Consider the following 20,745-nt stretch of genomic DNA (forward strand, 5'->3'; position numbering starts at 1 on the left):
TTCATAATATGTAGATTGATTTAAGATTAACGAATAGGTGCTGCGTATTGAATACCGCCATCTTTCCAAAGCGCGTTTAAGCCACGTTCGATTTTAAGAGGTGAGCCTGTACCGACAGTACGTTCGAAACTTTCACCATAGTTGCCCACTTGTTTAACGATTTGGTATCCCCAATCATCATTTAGACCAAGTCCTTTACCTTTAGGTCCATCTAAACCAATTAGGCGACGAATATTAGGATCTTTTGATTCTTTCATTTTATCGACGTTTGCAGATGTAACACCGTATTCTTCAGCGTTAAGCATTGCACTTAATGTCCATTTAACAATATTGAACCATTGATCATCGCCTTGTCGAACAACAGGTCCTAGCGGCTCTTTAGAAATAACGTCAGGAAGAACAACCGCAGAAGCAGGTTCGGCAAGGTTTAGACGAAGTGCATATAATCCTGATTGGTCTGTGGTTAATACATCGCATCGGCCAGAGTCAAAACCTTTAGATGTCTGAGGAGCTGTATCAAATACAACGGGGCTATATTTCATGCCATTAACACGGAAATAATCGGCAAGGTTAAGTTCTGTCGTTGTACCTGATTGAACACATACTGCAGCGCCATCGAGTTCTTTGGCACTAGAGACACCTAGTTCTTTTTTGACCATAAACCCTTGGCCGTCATAATAACTCACACCAGCAAAGTTCAAGCCTAGAGCACTATCACGATGTAGAGTCCATGTTGTATTTCGAGATAACACATCAATCTCGCCTGATTGAAGTGCTGTAAAACGTTCTTTTGCTGTTAATGGAATATATTTAACTTTTGTTTTATCACCGACAGTTGCTGCTGCGATTGCCTGGCAGAATTCAACATCAAGCCCTTCCCATTCCCCTTTAGAGTTTGGATTTGAGAAGCCTGGTAAGCCAGCACTCACACCACATTGGACATAACCTTGCTTCATTACCTTTTCTAGGGTCGTGTTAGCTGCTGATGCATTAACCGCGAAAAGTGCTGATGTAGTGGCTATCGCCGCAAATAGTACTGATGATTTTTTAGCCATTATTGCCGTCCTTGTTTAATGTAAAAATTCATGTTGTGTTTGTTTTGAATGTATAGCTACTTTAATGTAAATAACTTGTTAACAAATATAAGTATAGAAACAGAATCCTTAACGTCTATTGTTATGATGGTTTCTGATCACGTTTTCGTTAATTCTTTATAATTAGCAAGTTATATACCAATCTGCTTTTGTGAATTTATATGCGTTTGTGCGTACGTTATTATTCAGCTTGTTTTGATCTTTCTTGAATGAGGGTAATTGCGATGTTTATAATGAAGGAATGGTAAAAGGCAGAGTGATATTGAGAAATAAGGATAGTGATAATACTGGAAAGAAAAGGTTTTATTGAGGGTTTGCTCTAATATTTTGGGTTTAATTAATAATGGGATGAGGGCTAAATACTCAAATGAAGTGATGTTAACAATGCTATGCAGTTACGTTGCTTTTATGCAGTTATATGCGTTTTTTGATTTCTTACAGATGAGTAATTAAAGAGTTTTGTTGCTTCCTTTATGTGGCAACTGCACGATAACAAAGCAAAAAAATGTGGAACAAATAATAAAGTTAACGCGGATTAGTTAACTCTATTATTTGTCATCGGCTTATTATTTAACACACGTTGTATATAAAAGCGCAGGCGGGCGATATTCATCATACTGACCACTTCGCAAATTTAACGTCTTTATTTCGTTGGTGATAGGATTGACGGATGAAGTCCAATAGCTGATTTCTGTTGGCCAGCGATATCGCATTAGGAGGTGTCTGCCATGGCTTTGTAGCAGTTCAATCTCTTCATATGTAGGAAGCCGTAATCCATAATTGCGACACCATTTTTGAGCGCTATTAATATTTATACGCGACCAATAGTTGTCTTGTTCATTGATGAACATTGGTGGCATATTTTCAGTCGAGTAAATATCTTTGGGCTGGTGATACTGCAATCCATTAAATGTAAAAGAGTAAATAATCGAGTTAAGTACAACTCTATTTTCAACAAGCGTGTTTAGCTTGGGATTATTCGGTGCTTTGGATGGCGTTATTTGCGTATTTTTGGACTTTGATACGGTCTTTAATGTAGGCACCTTAACTAAACCAGATATTGTTTTTGTTGTTTGCCGTATGAATGTGCTTGTTATTTTTTGGGTTTCAAGTTGCTGTTTTGCCCCCATAGCCTTGATATGCGTCGAGTAGGGACCAATAAGGCAACGATACTTACCAGTATCTTCTATCAAATAAGCATTGTCAGGAAATAAGAGGTTCACTTTTCGTGAAAAGCTTTTGTTTGGAATTGCGCTGCTGTAGTTACATTGAACCCAAAAACTACCAGTACTTGATTTTGGTGTTTTCCCCCATAACCCAGCACCAATATCACAAGTATTGTTAAGTTGTTTCCACACGCTATTCGTCGTTGATATTTCAACTGTGCATAACGAATTACCTGAAGGAGATATCGAGTTTGCTTTTGCTAGATTTACAAAGGGTAAGCAAGCAAATAATGAGCAGTAAACTGCAAAACGTCTAATGTTGCTAAGCATATCGGTCTACATGTAAATATTAAGAAATTCAATAATTGGACATATAGAAACACAAAAGTTGTCATTAATAAGTGAAATTTCTGCCAAAGAACGATTTTTTAATCATTTTATATATAATTTGCGCAGTCGAGCCAATAGTTAACAAAAAAAGTTTACAGCAAAGAGGAAGATACGTATTATCTGCCGCCTACGGAGAGATGGCTGAGTGGTCGAAAGCACCGGTCTTGAAAACCGGCAAGGGTTTATAGCCCTTCTAGGGTTCAAATCCCTATCTCTCCGCCACATTCAAAGAAACCGCTACTTTGTTAGCGGTTTTTTTACGTCTGGGTTTTACTAAATAAGATAGGGATGCAGAATCCTAGATTGGGTTCACCTGAGCGAAGCGAAAGCACATTGCCCGTGCCGAAGGTGCGAGAAGGCAATAGCCCGAAGGGTACGAGCTTGCGAGTAATAAATCCCTATCTCTCCGCCACATTTAGAAAAGGGCGCTGACTTATCAGCGCCCTTTTTGCTTCTAGCATTTGTGGCTAGAGGTATTTGTGCCAAATCCGCCTTACCCAGAACACTCCACCATATTCAAAGAAACCGCTACATTGTTAGCGGTTTTCTTACGTATGGGCTTTACCAAATAAGATAGGGATGCAGAATCCTAGATTGGGTTCTCCTGAGCGAAGCGAAAGCACATTGTCTGTGCCGAAGGTGCGAAAAGGCAACAGCCCATATGAAGGTACAATACAAAGAAAACCCAGATCTTTCGATCTGGGTTTTGTTGCTTTAAGTTTTTCGTAGGGGAATTAGTTCACTGTTACAGTGACTGTTGCTACGTTTGAAGTATTACCGTTTGCATCATTAACAGTGTAGTTAAAGGTAAATGTTCCTTTTCTTTTAGCAAAGTACGATATCGTACCGTCATTTCTGACTGTGATAGCTGCTTTACTTGATGCTGGAAGGTTAGTAGCAACAACTGTTTTAGCATCGATAGCTGCACCATTAACTACGTCATTATCAAGCACTCGAAGGGTGATTGTTCTATAACGTTTTGTTGTCGCATAGTCGTCTACCGCATCAGGTGAAAGGTCTTCTGCTTCTTCTAAGAATCCAACCAATGCTGGTAGATTTTTAGCTGTTCTACCTTGCGCACCCACTTTAGGAATTTCTAACCATTCATCAACTGCTAGACCATCGCCGCGATCTGATGCAGAGTTCTCATCATCAGGGTGACCGATTGCTACAAATAGCTGTGGGCGATCAAATGGTGCTGCCTCCCAACGAACACGGTCATCAGTTAGTGATTTTAAGAAGGCAACAAGGTTGGCTTGCTCTTCGTATGATAGTTCTAAGCTATTTATATCAGGGTCTAGGTTAGAATCGTGAGATCCAAAGCCTGATGTATTATGTGTATCAGTACCTTGGCGGTTACCACCTCGGTTATAAAATTCAACAACTTGCTCTAGGGTTGCCATACCACCATTGTGCATATAAGGTGCCGTTAGTTCTACATTTCGTAGACCCGGTACTTTAAATGCGCCATCTACTGCGTTAGGTTCATACGCTGTGAGCGGTACGCCTGGGTTAACTTCGAACGTATCTGGATCTACCTCAAAATCGTCTGGTGCATTACCGCCACCGGCTACAACCTGAGCTTGACGTGTGAAGGATAGAGGGTGTCCAAATGGTCCATCAGCACCTACACCCAAGTCTTCTTCAGATGGGCGAACACCAATGTTGTAGAATCCATTATCGTAAGCAGCTGGAAGCTGGTTGCCCATAAGCATACGTTCAACTAAACCATCTTCTTCGTTTTCTGGTACAAGGTGAGTCGCAGCTTTCGAAAACTCAGGACCGCTGTGACAGTTTGCACATTTACCTTTTCCAAGGAAGATGCCCATACCTGCCTGTTCAGCACTGGTTAATTCACTAGAAGCACCGTCCATAAAGCGGTCGAATCGAGAATCATCTGAAATCAATGTACTTTCATACATTTGGATTGCTAGCCCCCAGAATAATGAAAAGTTCATTTCAAACTGGTTATAGCCATCGTCTGACTTATATGGGCTCTTCCAATAACCGTCTTGGAAGGCATCAATAATCAGTTTACGGTAATCAACCATTAAACCTTTGCCACCAAATACAGCTGATGAACCAAGCACACTATCGGTAGGGTCGACTTCCTGTAATGCGAGCGGCTTAAGTTTTAGCATTTTACGACCAAGTTCTTTAAATGACTTTCCGCCACAAGACATTTCGAAATCACTTAAAGGAGGACCAACAGCCTGTGATGCTGCACTTGAGTTAATTAGATTAACTTCTTCAAGGGTTGTACTGCTTGTTGATTGGTTATAATAAACAACTCGTGCGTTTTCATTTCGACGACCAAATGGGTCTACACCATTAAATACATTATTTGCACGACCATCCCAAAAGTTTCTGAAGTTAAAAATTGCGTTGATCATGGTAGGTGTATTACGTGGTTCAACTTTTCGACTACCTACATTCGCAACATGGTATATATCATCTACTTTGTCGCAATTTTCAATGCCATCAGTAAAGTCATTATATTCCTTAACAATATTTAATCCATTAAAGTGACTATTAAATATACCCTGGGAGGACGTTACATCATCGGTTTCAAATAAAATTCCAGAATTGCGATTTTTAGGGTCATTAAACTGGGTAAATGGGTAATCATCAAGTGTAAGGGTGTAATTAGGGCCACCACTACCGCCAGATTTAGTTGAGTTGAATACCTCTCTTTTATTTGGATCCGTGTGGTTTAAACCAGGGCTAAGTTGGTTTCTATCCCGGGGATCCGCACCAGCACTGAAGTGACAACTACCACAGCTTTGTCCTTCGCTACCTGTTTGCATATCCCAGAATAGGGCTTTACCTAGCTTAATAGCAGCATTCTTATTCTTGATATATTTTTCAATGCCTGGAACTGCAGCTGGTTCTATTCCTTTTAATGAACCAATAGATGGAGGTTCAACAACAACTGGCTCTACTGAATAAACATACCCTGTCGATAAGCCAAATATAGTTGTAGCTGCTATCACAGCACCGAGCCGTGAACGTCTTTTATTCGTTCTATTACTCATTACGCGCTCCTAGTGTTTTAATTTTATTTTTAACACAATTAACAATGGTCGAGTTTTATTCCTTGCCAATTAATAATGAGTGATAAATGTAAAAACTATTTATCATTTTTGCGATATCATTATAAATATAAAATATAGTGTTTTTATGTTTGATTTTTTGGTTTCTAAAGTGAGAAATTAAATTGAAAGTAATATTTTTTATATTCTAATTATTATTGGTGAGTTATATTTCTTTGTGTGAGTATATTTGTTTAACGTGAGAATTTATCATGTTAAAGATTGAGTGTTGTAAATATGACACTAATCTTAATTTATATGAGGATAATGATTTTATTGTTGAAACTTAATTCTTATTAATAGTATTAGTATCAAAGATGCCCTCTACCATCATGGTAGAGGGGATTTATAGTAAACGAAAAATAACCGACACTTATTATGGCTTTTTTCCGCTGTTGTTATTTCCTATTGCTGCTATTTTCCGTTCATTGCCTTTAGCTTGTCACCAACAGGGCCTGAAAAATTATAACCATCATGTTCATCCCAATTGATAGACCATGTCATCACCCCACCAAAATTTGGATAGAGTTTAGTGGGTGAAATGGTTCCGCAGCTTGTACCAAGCGTTAGACAGTCAAGGGCATTAACAATGTTTTGAGTCGGAGCTTGCCCTGAATTGGCAGAGCTTGGGCCAGATGGTAAACCAATAGCGACTTGATCGTCGCGCAATGGTTGGAACATGGTACCGTTTGCTAGTTCAAAGCCTTCAACCAGCATACGTGAAGATGCAACCATCATATCAACAGAGCCTTCAGGGGCAATACCTGAAGTATAAGGGTTGGCTAACCCGCCATTATTGTATAGTTGTACGTGTAATAGGTTAAGCATGTCGCGGAGTTGATCTATTATAGGGATGTATGCCCCCCAAATTCCGGAATAGGCTATCATGCCACCTTGAACATAAGGATGTTCGGGTGCCATTGTTAGGTACATATCACCACCAATATTGGTTTCGATCTGTTTTAGTGCCAGCGGTAGACGAGCTTGAATTTGAGTACCGTGAAGTAGGTTTGAGCCACTTTCAAGGTCAATATCTAAACCGTCAAATCCCCACTCTAGAATGATAGAAGTTAAGCTGCTGACAAAATTGGCTTCGTCGGTACCGTTATTAAGCGTGATAGTGCCTTCTGCGCCACCAAGAGATAGAACAATAACCTTTCCTTGAGCTTGTAACTCACGTATATCTTGTTTAAATAACTCAGGGCTTAATGCCGGGCAGGTGCTGTGTATATCTCCAGCATAGAGATTGAAATGAACAGTACCATTGCTATTACGGTCATTATCAGCAAAAGCTATATCGATGATATCCCAAGCGGGTGAAATGTCGCGTAAACGAATAGGGCAACCAGCACCATTTACAAAATTATGCCAGTAACCTATAAGCTGATGTTTTGTCGCAGACTGTTCGACAACTTTTACCGTGGCGGCCGTTGATAGTGCGGTGCTGCCTTGGGTATCGGTTACAAGCGCTGTTACGGTGTAACTACCTGCTGAGCCTGCCGTCCAATTCGCAGAATATGGCTGGGTAGTATCTGTGGCAACCACATTACCGTTGACCAAAAAGTCCACTTGTTGAATGGCACTATTGAGTGATGATGCCGTAGCTGAAAGATTAAAGGCTTTACCCAAGCTGACAGTGGTGCCACTGGTTGGTGAGGTTAAGCTGGTCACTAATGCTTGGTCACTTACACTAACTAATATCGATGATTCCGCACTGTTGCCTTCGTTGTCGGTTGCGATTGCCTTCAATGAGGTTTCACCAAGCTCTACTGCTAACCAATTCAGAGAGTATGGGGCAGTAGTATCAATTCCCAAGTCTGTATTGCCTGCAAAAAAGTGTACTTGATTTATTGTACCGTCGGCATCCGTTGCTGTGGCTTGAATTTCGACGTCACTACCGGCAAGAACAATGCTGTTATCTGCTGGTGATGTAATATTAACTTCAGGAACGATAGCGCAAATGCCTAAGTCACTCCAAGCGTCAGTCCAGTACAACCCATTGCCTGGTTCATAAGCCCAAGATGAATCAGATGAGCACCAACCAGCTATTTCACAGCGATATTTGTTATTCAGGTTTTGAACCGTATCACCTGTACCATAACTGTTTCCCGCAGTGTAGGCCGATACACCTGCACAGCCGCCACCAACAGAACCACCTGCAATAGCAACGGTGATAACTTCACTGAATGTTGTGGCATTCTCGTTATCGGTTGCTTTTGCTTTGAAGGTTTTCACTCCTTCTATAGCGGTCCATGAGTATTCGTATGGGGTGCTATTATCGCTACCAATGAGCAGGTCATTAACATAGAAATCGATTTGCGAGATTGATCCATCTTCATCGGAAGCATTAGCAGTAACTGATACGCTATCACCAGCGGTAATTTGAGAGGACGGTGTTGGGCTAGTTAGGCTTACAGCGGGCGGTAAATTGTTGGTGGCACTAACGATACTGATTGCTACATTGTGGCTTGTGCTCGCCCCTTGGTTGTCGGTAACACGTGCTTCAATATTGTAATTACCGACCACAGAAACCCAATCCAAAGTGTATGGAGAAACGGAAACAGTGCCGAGAGATTGAGTACCTAAGAGAAATTCAACATTGTCGACACTGCCATCAAGGTCACTGGCTGTTGCCGTTAATACAACGACATCATTTGCCGTAAATTGTGCATTGTTGAGAGGAGAGGTAACCGTAACGATGGGGGGCTGATTACCTGGGTTACCACTGCAATTACCGATATTTGTCCATTCTTGCCCCGGACCAGAATGGTTTGCTGGGTCATTACCTTGGCTCCACCAATTCGCTTGATAAGCGATGGCACTACTTTGTATTTTGGTTCCGCCATTGTATGCGGTGTCTTGTTCCCAACTGGCGAGTTGAGAGCAATCTACGGCATAGGCTTGACCCATGACGCTAAAACTGGCGATTAGCGAGCATGTTATTAACGATTTTTTCATAATAATGTCCCTATCAATATATTTCAGAGTGAAAGATAAAGGTTGCAGTTTGTTTTACCATTGATCATTAGGTCGATAAGAATAAAAAAGAGAGGCTAATTTAAGAAAGTATTTAAATTTCATAGGCTTTTCATAACGCTAATTCAACGGAATGAAATTAGCTCTGGATTTTTACTAGCAATCAGAACATTTGTACTCGAGTAAAATAAGTGTCTACCTGAAAAGCCCTAACGTTTATCTTATTACTAGAAGATGTTAGGGCTTATATTTAAGAATCGTGCATATCTTTATTTACATGAAACTTCATCCCAGTACCAATTTGTACTGGTCGGGGTTTCCCAAACACCTGGGTTGTTTTTGGCAATAAAGCACTTACCGATATTCGTCACTTTATCACCGTTATTTACATTTGTTTGCCCTGCAATCCATTGAGTGGCACCTGTTGGCGGTAATGGTTCAACTGGTGGTACCGGATTGACGGGAGTATCAGAAATCAGTTTCCACGGATCTCCTTTGCTCGGGTCATTACCTTGTGACCACCATTTTGCTTCATAAGAAGCACCGTTGTAGCTCACTTTTTCACCGACAGTGTATTCAGTGTTTATATTCCATGCTGGGTAGTTGCCACCTATTGGCGGTTCAGGATTAATCGGTGGGTCTAATTGATCAACCACGCGGACGCTTGGCCAATTAGCGTGAGATTCATAGAAATTAGTGACACACTTTTCGTAATCGCCCTTAACCAATGCAGAATAGGCGGTTTGATAACCTACCAGTTTACACTCAAAAGAGACTCCGCCTGGGCGATCAGCATGATACGTCCAGTCACCATCCCAGTTTGTATAAAGTACATCGGTCGCACCATTCAGATTAAGGCTACCGTATGGCTTTTGCTGCCAGCATGTGTTTTTTTCATCTGGTTGAATAGATATTTGGTAGTAATCTGATAATCCTTCCCAGTAGCGGATGCGATTAACGGGTTGCCCTTTATCTTTATTTTGTTCACCGCATTCAATACCACCATTAATAATATTGATAGTGGTACCAAAGCCGTAGCCAATCCCTGCTTCGGTTTCTAGCTGAGATGGCTTCCATGTGCGATCAATAACGTGCAGCATGGCAGGTTTTGGTGATTGAGGTGTTAGGAAAAACCATATCGCAGAGGCTAAATTTAACCATGAGTCTGCAACACGTCCTGGGTTGTTAAGCAAGACAGTTGCATCACCATCGAACATGACTTCAGAAAAGGCACCATAGTTAAAGTGGTATGAAAGCTGCTTGGCGCCACGGCCAAAATAGCCTTGCCCTTCTGCACATGGCCAGCGTTTATTTTGCCAATCGTTTTGACCACATCCAGTGGTATAGCCGGGTTGGCCTTCAGACCAACCCATCTCACGAACGTGAACCAGTGCCTGTTGCCACTCTTCTAAACCTTTCGGATTGTCCCAAGTATTGTCGATGGCAATATGCCCACCTGTTTCTTGAGCAAAATGGGCAAAAGAGGTAACGATAGATCGTTTACAAATAGCGTCGGAATCGCGACCATCAGTATATTCGCCACAAAACGCTGGGAATTTTCCTATTGCACGAAGGAATCGGGTATAGGTGTATTCAGATGCAGCCATTTGCGTTAGGTAGATCCATTCCGTTTCTGGAAATACGCGTTCAGCTCGAATGACGTTACTTGGGTTAGAGGCTAAGCCTGGTAAAATAGCTTCAACTTGCTGATTAGGAAGTGTTTCAAGTGCTTTTGCCCAGGTGTCATACATTGGGTCGGCTGTTTTAGCTTGCTCTGCAGCTTCAATATCAGCCCGAGGTACAACATAGCCACCCGGGTTATTGGGGTCTGGCTGAATATTCATAGCAAAGCTGTTAGTGGCAAGGGCGAAACTGAGTAATATTGCTAAGTGTCGGAATTTAAACATGTTAGTATTCCTTTAATAAACAATTATGTTGTTTGTTTCATTGTGCTATTCACGATGAACGATTAGTGTTTATTGCTTAGGATTGACTTCAGTTTCGTTCTACATCAAGTGCATAGCCACTTCAATATATAACCTTGTTTGTACTTGAACCACCGAGGCCGTTTTTTATTATTAGCTGTAAGTGTAAGTTTAATTAGTTATTAAACCTGACTGCTTTGTAAAAAGATTAATTTTTGAAATATTTAGCTGTTTTTTGCGGGGAATAAAGATGAATTTATTTGCAAGGTTGAATGTTGTCAATATTAATATGTGCGAGTGATTTCCTTTACTTGCTGAATAGCAAAGCAAAGGTAACATCTTTTTTTGAATCACCAGCTCATTTCTGTTTTTACTGAAAGGGTATAAAAGAACCGCATACAGAGGCAACTTTGTCGCTGACAATATATGCGGTTTATTTGTAATCTATCTTGACGCTTATTTAAGTGACATTGCTATTTGGAATTCATCGCTTTGGCGCTGAATCCAACGTAGGCGCATAGCAAGCATAATCGCTGCAGCGGATAAACCAACAATATTACCAATCCAGAAACCATGTGGCCCCATCGGCTCTACAATCCAGTCTGTCATACCCAGAATATAGCCAACAGGTAAACCAAGCATCCAGTATGCGATGAATGTACGAATAAAGATTGCTCGCATATCTTTATAACCACGTAAGGCACCCGCAGCGACAACTTGAATCGCATCGCTACATTGGTAAACGGCAGCTAAGAATAGAAGCTGGCCGGCAAGTACAATAACATCGGTATTATCAGTATAGAGAAGGGCAATTTCTTTACGGTAAATAATGGTTAAAATAGCAGTCATTAACGACATGATTAACCCAACAATAAGACCGCAATGGCTTGCGATTTTAGCGCCGACTAAATCTTGTTCACCAAGCATGTGGCCCACTCGAATACTTAATGCGATCCCTAAGCTCATAGGTAACATGAAGACCAACGACGAGAAATTAATCGCGACTTGGTGTGAGGCAACAATAATTGAGCCCAACGGTGAAATCATTAAAGCAATGACTGCAAATAATGACACTTCAAAAAACATTGAAGCGGCAACAGGGAAACCTAGCTTGAACAGTCGAAGTACTGCTTTAGGCTGTGGTTTGTACCAAACTTCAAACAATCCAGCACGTTTAAGGCGTTTGTTTACTAATACATAAACCAACATAGAGAAGAACATTAGCCAATAAACAATGGCTGTAGCTACCCCACAACCGACACCGCCCATTTCTGGGAAACCGAATTTACCGTAAACAAAAATCCAGTTAAGCGGAATATTTGCCATTAGACCTATAAAACCGATAACCATACCTGGCACAGTTAAAGATAACCCTTCTGCAAAACTTCTTAGGGTTTGGAAGAGTAGAAAAGCGGGCACGGCATATACAACAGCATGTAAATAACCAATGGTTTTTTCAGCCAGAATGGGTTCGACATCCATGTAGTCAATCAACATACCAGCATTATATAAAATGGCCATAATGGGAACTGATATGATCAAGGCGAGAAGAAAACCGTGCTGTACTTCAAAAGGAATTTTATCTTTTTTGCCTGAACCATTTAGTTGCGCCACGATTGGTACAAGGGCAATCAATAGCCCAACACCAAAAAGAATGGCAGGTAACCAGATACTAGAAGCAACAGAAACGGCAGCCATATCGGTAGCACTGACACCACCAGCCATAACGGTATCAACGAATCCCATTGATGTTTGGGCAACAGATGCAATAAGAACAGGTATTGCTAAAGTAAGAAGTTGACGTGTTTCACGCCTGTAATTATGCACAGAGCATGCTCCTAAAAGCAGAAATAATGAATAAATGTATAGAGTAAAGCGCGGTGATTATAGCGATTCAATAAGAAGAGACAATCAATATTGCTATCGAATGACGACTATTCAGCAGTGTTGTTTAATATGCAGATACATTAGCATATTTTATGAATAGTTTACGCGGTGTGTTTTTTGTTTTTGGGGTGTTAATAAATATGATACGTATTGATGACACTATGATAGGGAAGTCTATGATACTGCTGGTTAGGAGATAACGACTTACTGTTGCTTTAGATGCCCTACCTCATGATGGTAGGACATCTGATAACATCATTATTTACAGTTCTTTTTTTATAGCCTTTAGCTCTTCCTGTGTAATTTCGCCATTAGCAAAGCGGCATTTTGCAATGTCAATTGCAGAGCTAGAGGCGGGGTTATTGTCTTGTTTGATCGCCTTTATTATTAGGTATACGAAGGCAATCATAAGAATCCACATGAAAATCATTGAAAATGGCATCATACTCATCGTGTGCATAGTATCTCCTGAGGTAAATGTGTATTAATGAACTCAATGACAGCGTTATTGTTGTTCAGGGCTGTTTTTCATCATTGTTGTCATATTTCCCTGACACCCCATTTTTTTCATCATTTTTTGCATCTCTGGGTTTGATTGCATCTCGGTCATCATGGCCTGCATCTGCTCGGGGTTATTCATCATTTGTTGCATCATTTCAGAATGCATTCCTACCATATGAGCACTATCTTGGTTTGTTTCATGGTGAGCGTTGTTAGCCATTGCAAGAGAAGGAAGAATGACTAGACTTGCTGCTAATAAAATTGAACGTTTCATTTGATCACCTTTAATGTTTTTTGTTTTGACCTGGCTATTAAAACAAAAAAGTTTGTCGCAGATTTGTCAGAAATGAATTCATTTATGCCAAATTATGTCAGTTTGAATTGTACTCAACTCATTGACATACATTGACAAGAACTCAATAGGTTAATGGCGTATAGTCATTATTCATTCGTATTATATTGTGGATTTTTATGGACAGTTCCGCTTTACCGTCACTACCTCATCTATTAATCGTTGATGACCATAGCGAGATCCGTGATTTGTTAAAGCGTTTTCTAAGCCAGCATAATTATCGGGTTTCTGTTGCCGCAGATGGGAATGAAATGGAGAAATGCCTTCGAGACAATTCGATCGATTTGATCGTGTTGGATTTAATGCTGCCCGGAAAAGACGGATTAACCTTATGCCGTGAATTGCGCGTTCATTCGAATATACCGGTGATAATGCTGACAGCGATGGGCGAGGAGGTAGATAAAATCATAGGGCTCGAAATGGGCGCGGATGATTATTTGCCTAAGCCGTTTAATCCACGCGAATTATTAGCCCGTGTAAAAGCTGTGATTCGTCGTTTTAATGCGATACCTGAAGGTAAGTCAGTACTTCAGTCGAAAGTGGATTCTGTTGAAGAGACGCAAGATAAAGAAAGCTATGTTTATCATTTTAATCGTTGGTGTTTTGATATTGGTCAGCGTGAATTAACAGATCGCGATGGTATTGCTGTTTCATTAACGAGTGCAGAATTTACATTATTGAAAGTATTTGTTGAGCACCCAAGAAAAGTATTAAGCCGAGAGCTGCTATTGGATTTGGCCAAAGGGCGAGAGACAGATGTATATGATCGTTCTATTGATACTATTATTAGCCGGTTACGGAAGAAGTTAGAGATCGACCATAAAAAGCCTGAATTAATCAAAACTATTTGGGGTGGGGGGTATCAACTGGTGTGCGAGGTAAAACATGATTAAACGTATTTTACCTTCTAGTCTTATTGGTAAAATTTGTATCATCATGGTACTTGGTTTAGTGTTTGAGCTACTGATTGCCCTTCAAATATTTACGAACGAACGCGTTCAGATGCTTAATTTAACAACAAGTAATAGTACCTTAGAGCGTGTGGCTGCCTTGGTTAATGTGATTGATCGAACGTCTGTAGAACTACATGATGAAATATTGGCAGCTAGTCAAAGCTCTGGTTTAACGTTGTCGCTCGATAATACAGCGGTTGTAACCGGAAACCAACGAGCAGATTTGTCTGCACAATTGGCACGGTCTTTTTCAGCACCTCTTCCTCATCAAGTAAAGATCCAATCTGTTATCTCGCAGCAGCATAATGAACAACAAGCAGACATGAGCAAGATGATGCGGCATATGCATATGTCGATGAAACATATGCCAATGATGCAGCAGCCGATGGTTGAATATAAAACGCAGCTGATTGGCTCGGTAAAGTTATCAAATAATTATTGGTTAAATTTTAGCTCAGCGATTGATCAGCAAGCATTACGCTGGTCTTGGTCCGCAATTGTTGGGTTAATTTTAGTGGCATTATTTACGCTGAGTGCGATGTATTGGGTGGTTAAACGATCGTTACTTCCGGTTAAAAAACTGGCTGTTGCCGCACAAAAATTGGGGCAAGAACGAGACTTTACCCCGCTTGAACTTTCAGGGCCAGAAGAGATCTTACCGACAATTGCAGCATTCAATCAGATGCAAACACAACTATCGCAGTTTGTTGATGATAGAACAAAGATGCTTGCTGCTATTTCTCACGATTTACGTACCCCCATTACCAGCATGCGCTTACGACTAGAATTTATTGAGCACAATGAGGATCAAAAACAATTATTAAAAACACTGACTAATATGGAATTGATGATTGAAGCTACAATGAACTTTGCGCGAGACGATGCTCAACAAGAGCCAAGCCAAACCGTTGAGCTAACCAGTTTATTGCAAACAATTACCGATGATTATCAAGACCGAGGCGATGTCATACACTTTATTGCAGCTAATAAAGTCATCTGTCGATTGGCGCCTATTGCCTTTAGGCGAGTAATTGAAAATTTACTGAACAATAGTTTGTGTTATGGACAGCAGTTTGAGAATACGAGTCGACCTTCTCCGATTGAATTAAACTGTTTTAATGATGAGCAGTATACTGTTGTACAGGTTTGTGATCGTGGTACAGGTATTGATGAAAGCGCATTAGAGGATGTTTTTAAACCTTTTGTACGATTAGAAAAAGCCAGAGATACTAGTTCATCAAGTGTGGGGTTGGGCTTGTCTATTAGCCGCTCGATTATTCAAGCCCATGGCGGATCGTTAGTTTTACGAAACCGCAGTGAAGGTGGCCTTTGCGCAGAGATACGATTGCCACAATATCATCGAGCACAGTCTAAATAACCTCAGAATGGGGTAATTGAAGTGGCTCTGCATAGCCCTTTTAGCGCCTAACTGCGTATACAGGAATGGAGTGGTTCAAATAACGCTGGAACCTGCATTTTTGTGAGTTTGGATATATAATGCGATGACTAACCAACTGATATTAAAAATAATACTCGGGGATACTGATGTTTACAGGAATTGTTCAAGGTAAAGTACGTGTCGTTAAAATATTAAAAAAAGAAAATTTTCAGACACATGTGTTAGAAATGCCGCAAGAGCTGCGAAAAGGATTAACGCTTGGTGCATCCGTTGCGCATAACGGTTGTTGTTTAACGGTTACTAAAGTAGAAGGTGACTTCGTTTCTTTTGACTTAATGCAAGAAACCTTAAAAGTGACTAATCTCGGCTTGTTAGTAGAAGGCGATAACGTCAATATTGAACGTGCAGCAAAATTTGGTGATGAAATTGGCGGACATTCTATGTCGGGCCATATCAATCTGTGTTCGACCATTTCTGATGTGATTAATACCGCTAACAATTGTACAATTTGGTTTACGATGCCAATGCCGTCGATGAAGTATGTGTTAACGAAAGGGTATATTGGTATTGATGGTTGTTCATTAACCATCGGTGAGGTTAAGGACAATCGATTCTGCGTACACCTGATCCCTGAAACACTTGAAAGAACACTTTTTGGTACCCGTAAAATAGGTGATGTGGTTAACATTGAAATTGATCCACAAACTCAAGCGATTGTTGATACCGTCGAGCGAGTACTTATGAATCAATCGAGTAACACACAGTAATAAATTTATTATTAAGTTAAGCCTATTGAATGGTGATATAGGCTTAGGCTCACTTTTGTTTATGACGAAAGTTAAAAGATTTGTTCATCATCAGCATCAATGAATAAATTGATGGTTTTATGAACCTCATCAATTTGCATGTTTAAATGCACTGCATGGCAGCACGACGGGCAGTCATCGTAGAATTCTTGGCTACCACCACTCGTATCAAGAGTTATCTTGATAATATGTCCACAATGCGGGCAAGAGACACTCTGCTCTGAATAATTCTTCATTTGATACTCCTTGGTATGATGCACCTCTACAGATACAAAAATTCACAGAACCAGTGTTACCACTTGATGCTCCTGACGTAAGAATCATTATGAATACACTTGTCAGGTGATTTACTGGTATAACTAAATCCTAGCGTTTCGCATTGGTTTTTGCTGAAAATTAACTACAAACTTTGAATTGATAAGAAGAACTGAATAATTATTAAGTGGGGGTTCTCAGTATTGTCTTTTTTTGATGGATATGAAGTGCTTTATAACTTTCAGGTTGTTTTATAAAACGTCAAAAATGAAACATTTATATAATTGAACAGTAAGAATTGTTGATGTAACTCAGTTTAGCCCTTTGTAACACCAACAATTGAATTGTTTTTTGTTTATAGACTATTTAATAATTGCTGATTTACTTCGTGAAGCGACGAAAGTTTTCTATCTGCAATCGCCCAGCGAGCATCATTGGCATATTCCGCTTCAGGTACGGCGATTCCTTTCATTTGCGCCGCTTTGGCCGAAAGTAAACCATTGACTGAATCTTCAAAGGCGACGCATGCTTGTGGTTCTACACCTAATGCATCTGCAGCGTTGATGTACACTTCTGGGTGGGGTTTGCCATAACGAAGGTGTTCAGCCGATAAAACGGCTTCAAATTCATTTTCTAGCTCTAATGCTTCTAATGTTGCTTCAATTAAACCTAGTGGTGATGAAGAGGCTAGGGCAACCTTTAGTCCCATTGCTTTACAAGTTGCAATGGCTTCGAACACACCAGGTAGTACAGGCTTATGTTCTTTCACTAAATCTTGTACGCGAGAAACGATTAAAGCGGTTATTTCTGCACAATTAGGGCCTTGCCATGGTTGCTTTTTGAACCAAAAGTCGACGACTTGGTCAATGCGTAAACCCATTGTTTGCAATGTATCTTTTTGTTCAATGGTAACGCCGATAGATGAGAATACTTCGACTTGCGCTTGTTGCCAAAACGGTTCTGAATCGACGAGTAGTCCATCCATATCAAATACTGCTGCTTTTAACATGATTTTTTTATACCTATAAAGTTTATACCAATCTTGATAAATATTTGATTATCTACTTATCAAGATGGGTATACACATAACGACTGTCGAGATTACTGTATTTTGAGCAAAAAAAACATTAGCTCAATTATCGGGCTAATGTTTTGATTCTGCTTTATTCTGACATTTACCATGATACGTGCTTTAGCACGGTATATGGTCAGATACACTATTTAGCGAGTTTTAGCTTTTCTATAATATGTTCTGCTTGGGCTAAGTACTCACCGCCGAATAGATTACAGTGATTCAAGATATGGTATAAATTATAAAGGTCACGACGTTCTTGATATCCATCATCTAATGGGAAAATAGACTGATACCCTTCATAGAAACTGGCAGGAAAACCACCAAAGAGCTCGGTCATTGCGATATCACATTCTCTATCTCCCCAGTATGTAGCGGGATCAAAAATGATAGGCCCTGTGACCGTCAGCGCTGTATTACCATGCCACAAATCACCATGAAGCAAAGAGGGGGTTGGCTGGTGGTGCATCAATAACGAAATAACATTACCCGTAATGGTATCGATATTCCCAAATTGAATCCCTTTTTCTTCACACAGTTGAAGTTGCCATGCTATACGCTGCTCAGCAAAGAATCGACACCAACGACGACGCCATTTATTAGGCTGCGGAGTAATACCAACATAATTATCAAAATCAAAACCGTATTCTGCTTGCTCTCCCCATTGGTGTAATTCAGCAAGCTGCTGACCAAGTTTGAAGGCAGAATCGCTGTCGACTGTTTTTGTTGGTAAATAATTGAGAATTAAGAAAGACTTTTCACGGCATGTACCAAGGTGCAATAGTTGTGGTACTTGAACACAATTAGCCTCGTTTAGAATGCGTAAACTTTCAGCTTCACTTTTGAACATGGCAAGCTGCTCTTTATCATTGATTTTGATAAAAAAGCGCTCATCACCATCACCAACGCAATAACATTGATTGACATCTCCACCTTCGAGAGCCTCTCGTTCGCTGATTTTAAACGGTTTACCCAATATATCTGATAGTTGGTGAGAAATGGCCTGCCACATAGCATCCTCCGTGTTGGAACAATACAATCAGTTAAACAGCTACCCACGTTAATATGAATAGCGACGAATAATAGTAGTGTCTCATCAACATCTTAGACCATTTAAGACAGATATAACCGTGCATTTATCAAGGTTTGAACTTTGTATGCAATATTCATTGTGTGAAAAAGCTTGTAAATCAACGTTAGAAGAGAGGGGATATCAAAGGTGGGAAAGGATGAAAATAGAAAAATCGAAACTCACCATAATGCTAAAGGTCAGTTTCGATTTATATCGTTTTACAAAGCAAGTAATGGTTACAACGTTACATTACAAGCTTGGGAGTAATGTAGCTGGCATTAAGGCATTGTATGTCGCTTCTTTTAATAGTTGATTTGCTTTTGCGATGTCTGGCGCAAAGTAGCGATCTTTATCATAGAAAGAGACACGTTCACGTAGTTGCATTTTTGCTTGTTCGATTAATTCAGAGCTCTTGTTAGGGCTTCTAAAGTCGAGACCTTGTGATGCCGCTAGCAATTCAACAGCAAGAATACCACGTGTGTTTTCAGCCATATCGGTTAAACGACGTGCTGCGAATGTAGCCATTGAAACGTGATCTTCTTGGTTAGCTGATGTTGGCAAGCTATCCACAGAGGCTGGGTGAGCAAGCGATTTATTCTCACTTGCTAATGCAGCTGCGGTTACTTGTGCAATCATAAAACCGGAGTTAACCCCGCCGTTATCTACTAAGAATGGTGGAAGCTTGCTTAAGCCGCTGTCGATCAATAAAGCCATACGACGCTCAGACAAGCTGCCAATTTCGGCAATAGCCAATGCAAGGTTATCTGCTGCCATTGCAACAGGTTCTGCGTGGAAGTTACCGCCCGAGATAATGTCGCCATCATCTGCAAAAACAAGTGGGTTATCGGATACTGCGTTTGCTTCAACTTCTAAAGTGACGGCAGAATTACGAATTTGCTGTAAACAAGCGCCCATCACTTGTGGCTGACAGCGCAGCGAGTAAGGGTCTTGTACCTTCTCACATTGTTGGTGCGATAAACCAATTTCGCTGTTTTGGCCTAACATGTGGCGGTAACCCATTGCCGCGTCAATTTGACTACGGTGACCACGAACACGGTGAATGCGAGGATCGAATGGGCGACGGCTACCCAGTGCGGCATCAACAGACATTGCGCCACAAACTGTTGCTGCTGCGTATAAATCTTCTGCCGCAAAAAAGCCTTCTAACGCAAATGCGGTCGATGCTTGCGTGCCATTAAGCAGCGCTAATCCTTCTTTAGGGGCTAGGGTAATAGGCTCTAATCCTGCAATCTCAAGCGCTTGGGCACCAGTAATTATTTTGCCTTGGTAACGGGCTTCACCTTCGCCTAATAGCACGGTACTCATATGTGCAAGAGGGGCAAGATCGCCAGATGCACCCACAGAGCCCTTCTTCGGAATACATGGGTATACTTCAGCGTTAACCAGTTGCATTAATGCATTAACAACTAATGGGCGAATACCTGAATAACCGCGAGCAAGGCTATTTACTTTCAATACAATCATCATTCGTACAGTGGCATCATCCATAAATGTACCGATGCCTGCAGCGTGTGAAAGCACAATGCTACGTTGCAATGTTTCAAGATCTTCGGCGGCAATACGGGTATTGGCGAGCAAACCAAACCCTGTATTTATGCCATAAACAACTTTGTCGTCTCTGATGACTTGTGCAACCGCTTCTGCGCTAATTAGCATTTCAGGCAGTGCATCTTCCGTTAAAGATAATTGAGTAGGCTGACGGCTAACTTCACGAAGTTGTTTCAGCGATAGCTTGCCTGGAATAATTTCTAATTGGTACATGATTACTTCTCGCTATCGGTTGT

At 40.7% G+C, this 20,745-nt stretch carries 15 protein-coding genes and 1 tRNA gene; 4 read left to right on the forward strand and 12 right to left on the reverse strand.

The features are described 5' to 3' along the window. Positions 1–26: 26 nt before the first annotated feature. Positions 27–1,055: an amino acid ABC transporter substrate-binding protein gene (locus tag C9J12_RS07835; RefSeq protein WP_107242187.1), complete on the reverse strand. Its 1,029-nt coding sequence runs from the start codon at positions 1,053–1,055 to the stop codon at positions 27–29. A gap of 605 nt (positions 1,056–1,660) precedes the next feature. Further along, positions 1,661–2,590, reverse strand: coding sequence for an SPOR domain-containing protein (locus tag C9J12_RS07840; protein WP_227876300.1), 930 nt, complete (start codon positions 2,588–2,590; stop codon positions 1,661–1,663). 191 nt (positions 2,591–2,781) lie between these two features. Here C9J12_RS07840 and C9J12_RS07845 point away from each other — a divergent pair. Continuing rightward, positions 2,782–2,872 (forward strand) — tRNA-Ser (locus C9J12_RS07845). 512 nt (positions 2,873–3,384) lie between these two features. On the opposite strand, the gene C9J12_RS07850 is transcribed toward C9J12_RS07845, so the two are convergent. The 6 genes from C9J12_RS07850 to C9J12_RS07875 all read right to left on the reverse strand — a co-directional run bounded on the left by C9J12_RS07850 (position 3,385) and on the right by C9J12_RS07875 (position 13,305). Continuing rightward, positions 3,385–5,685, reverse strand: a complete 2,301-nt coding sequence (locus C9J12_RS07850) for a cytochrome c peroxidase (protein WP_107242188.1) — start codon at positions 5,683–5,685, stop codon at positions 3,385–3,387. 471 nt (positions 5,686–6,156) lie between these two features. Further along, positions 6,157–8,700, reverse strand: coding sequence for an Ig-like domain-containing protein (locus C9J12_RS07855; protein WP_107242189.1), 2,544 nt, complete (start codon positions 8,698–8,700; stop codon positions 6,157–6,159). Positions 8,701–8,987: 287 nt separating this feature from the next. Next, complete coding sequence (locus C9J12_RS07860; RefSeq protein ID WP_107242190.1) at positions 8,988–10,625, reverse strand: chitinase; 1,638 nt, start codon at positions 10,623–10,625, stop codon at positions 8,988–8,990. Positions 10,626–11,099: 474 nt separating this feature from the next. Continuing rightward, on the reverse strand, positions 11,100–12,470 hold the full coding sequence (locus C9J12_RS07865; RefSeq protein ID WP_107242191.1) for an MATE family efflux transporter: 1,371 nt from the start codon (positions 12,468–12,470) through the stop codon (positions 11,100–11,102). 322 nt (positions 12,471–12,792) lie between these two features. Further along, the gene (locus C9J12_RS07870) at positions 12,793–12,990 is read right to left on the reverse strand and encodes an SHOCT domain-containing protein (RefSeq protein ID WP_107242192.1); all 198 of its coding nucleotides are present in this window, start codon (positions 12,988–12,990) and stop codon (positions 12,793–12,795) included. A gap of 45 nt (positions 12,991–13,035) precedes the next feature. Next, positions 13,036–13,305: a hypothetical protein gene (locus C9J12_RS07875; RefSeq protein ID WP_107242193.1), complete on the reverse strand. Its 270-nt coding sequence runs from the start codon at positions 13,303–13,305 to the stop codon at positions 13,036–13,038. A gap of 197 nt (positions 13,306–13,502) precedes the next feature. On the opposite strand from C9J12_RS07875, the gene C9J12_RS07880 reads away from it, so the two are divergent. From C9J12_RS07880 to C9J12_RS07890, 3 genes are all read left to right on the forward strand, one after another. Beyond that, positions 13,503–14,276, forward strand: coding sequence for a response regulator (locus C9J12_RS07880; RefSeq protein WP_107242194.1), 774 nt, complete (start codon positions 13,503–13,505; stop codon positions 14,274–14,276). Further along, the gene (locus C9J12_RS07885; protein ID WP_107242195.1) at positions 14,269–15,714 is read left to right on the forward strand and encodes an ATP-binding protein; all 1,446 of its coding nucleotides are present in this window, start codon (positions 14,269–14,271) and stop codon (positions 15,712–15,714) included. Before C9J12_RS07880 ends, C9J12_RS07885 begins: the two co-directional genes overlap by 8 nt. Positions 15,715–15,881: 167 nt before the next feature. After that, positions 15,882–16,502 carry a riboflavin synthase subunit alpha gene (locus C9J12_RS07890; protein WP_107242196.1) on the forward strand — a complete coding sequence of 207 codons (621 nt, stop codon included), beginning with the start codon at positions 15,882–15,884 and terminating at the stop codon, positions 16,500–16,502. Between the two features lie 71 nt (positions 16,503–16,573). On the opposite strand, the gene C9J12_RS07895 is transcribed toward C9J12_RS07890, so the two are convergent. The 4 genes from C9J12_RS07895 to hutH all read right to left on the reverse strand — a co-directional run bounded on the left by C9J12_RS07895 (position 16,574) and on the right by hutH (position 20,722). Continuing rightward, the gene (locus tag C9J12_RS07895) at positions 16,574–16,777 is read right to left on the reverse strand and encodes a CPXCG motif-containing cysteine-rich protein (RefSeq protein WP_041394354.1); all 204 of its coding nucleotides are present in this window, start codon (positions 16,775–16,777) and stop codon (positions 16,574–16,576) included. Between the two features lie 374 nt (positions 16,778–17,151). After that, on the reverse strand, positions 17,152–17,805 hold the full coding sequence (gene hxpB / locus C9J12_RS07900) for a hexitol phosphatase HxpB (protein WP_107242197.1): 654 nt from the start codon (positions 17,803–17,805) through the stop codon (positions 17,152–17,154). Between the two features lie 208 nt (positions 17,806–18,013). After that, positions 18,014–18,880 (reverse strand): fructosamine kinase family protein, encoded by an 867-nt coding sequence (locus C9J12_RS07905; protein WP_107242198.1) that lies wholly within the window; start codon positions 18,878–18,880, stop codon positions 18,014–18,016. 309 nt (positions 18,881–19,189) lie between these two features. Then, the gene (hutH, locus tag C9J12_RS07910; protein WP_107242199.1) at positions 19,190–20,722 is read right to left on the reverse strand and encodes a histidine ammonia-lyase; all 1,533 of its coding nucleotides are present in this window, start codon (positions 20,720–20,722) and stop codon (positions 19,190–19,192) included. Between the last annotated feature and the right edge of the window lie 23 nt (positions 20,723–20,745).

Source organism: Photobacterium frigidiphilum, assembly GCF_003025615.1.
Lineage (GTDB): Bacteria > Pseudomonadota > Gammaproteobacteria > Enterobacterales > Vibrionaceae > Photobacterium > Photobacterium frigidiphilum.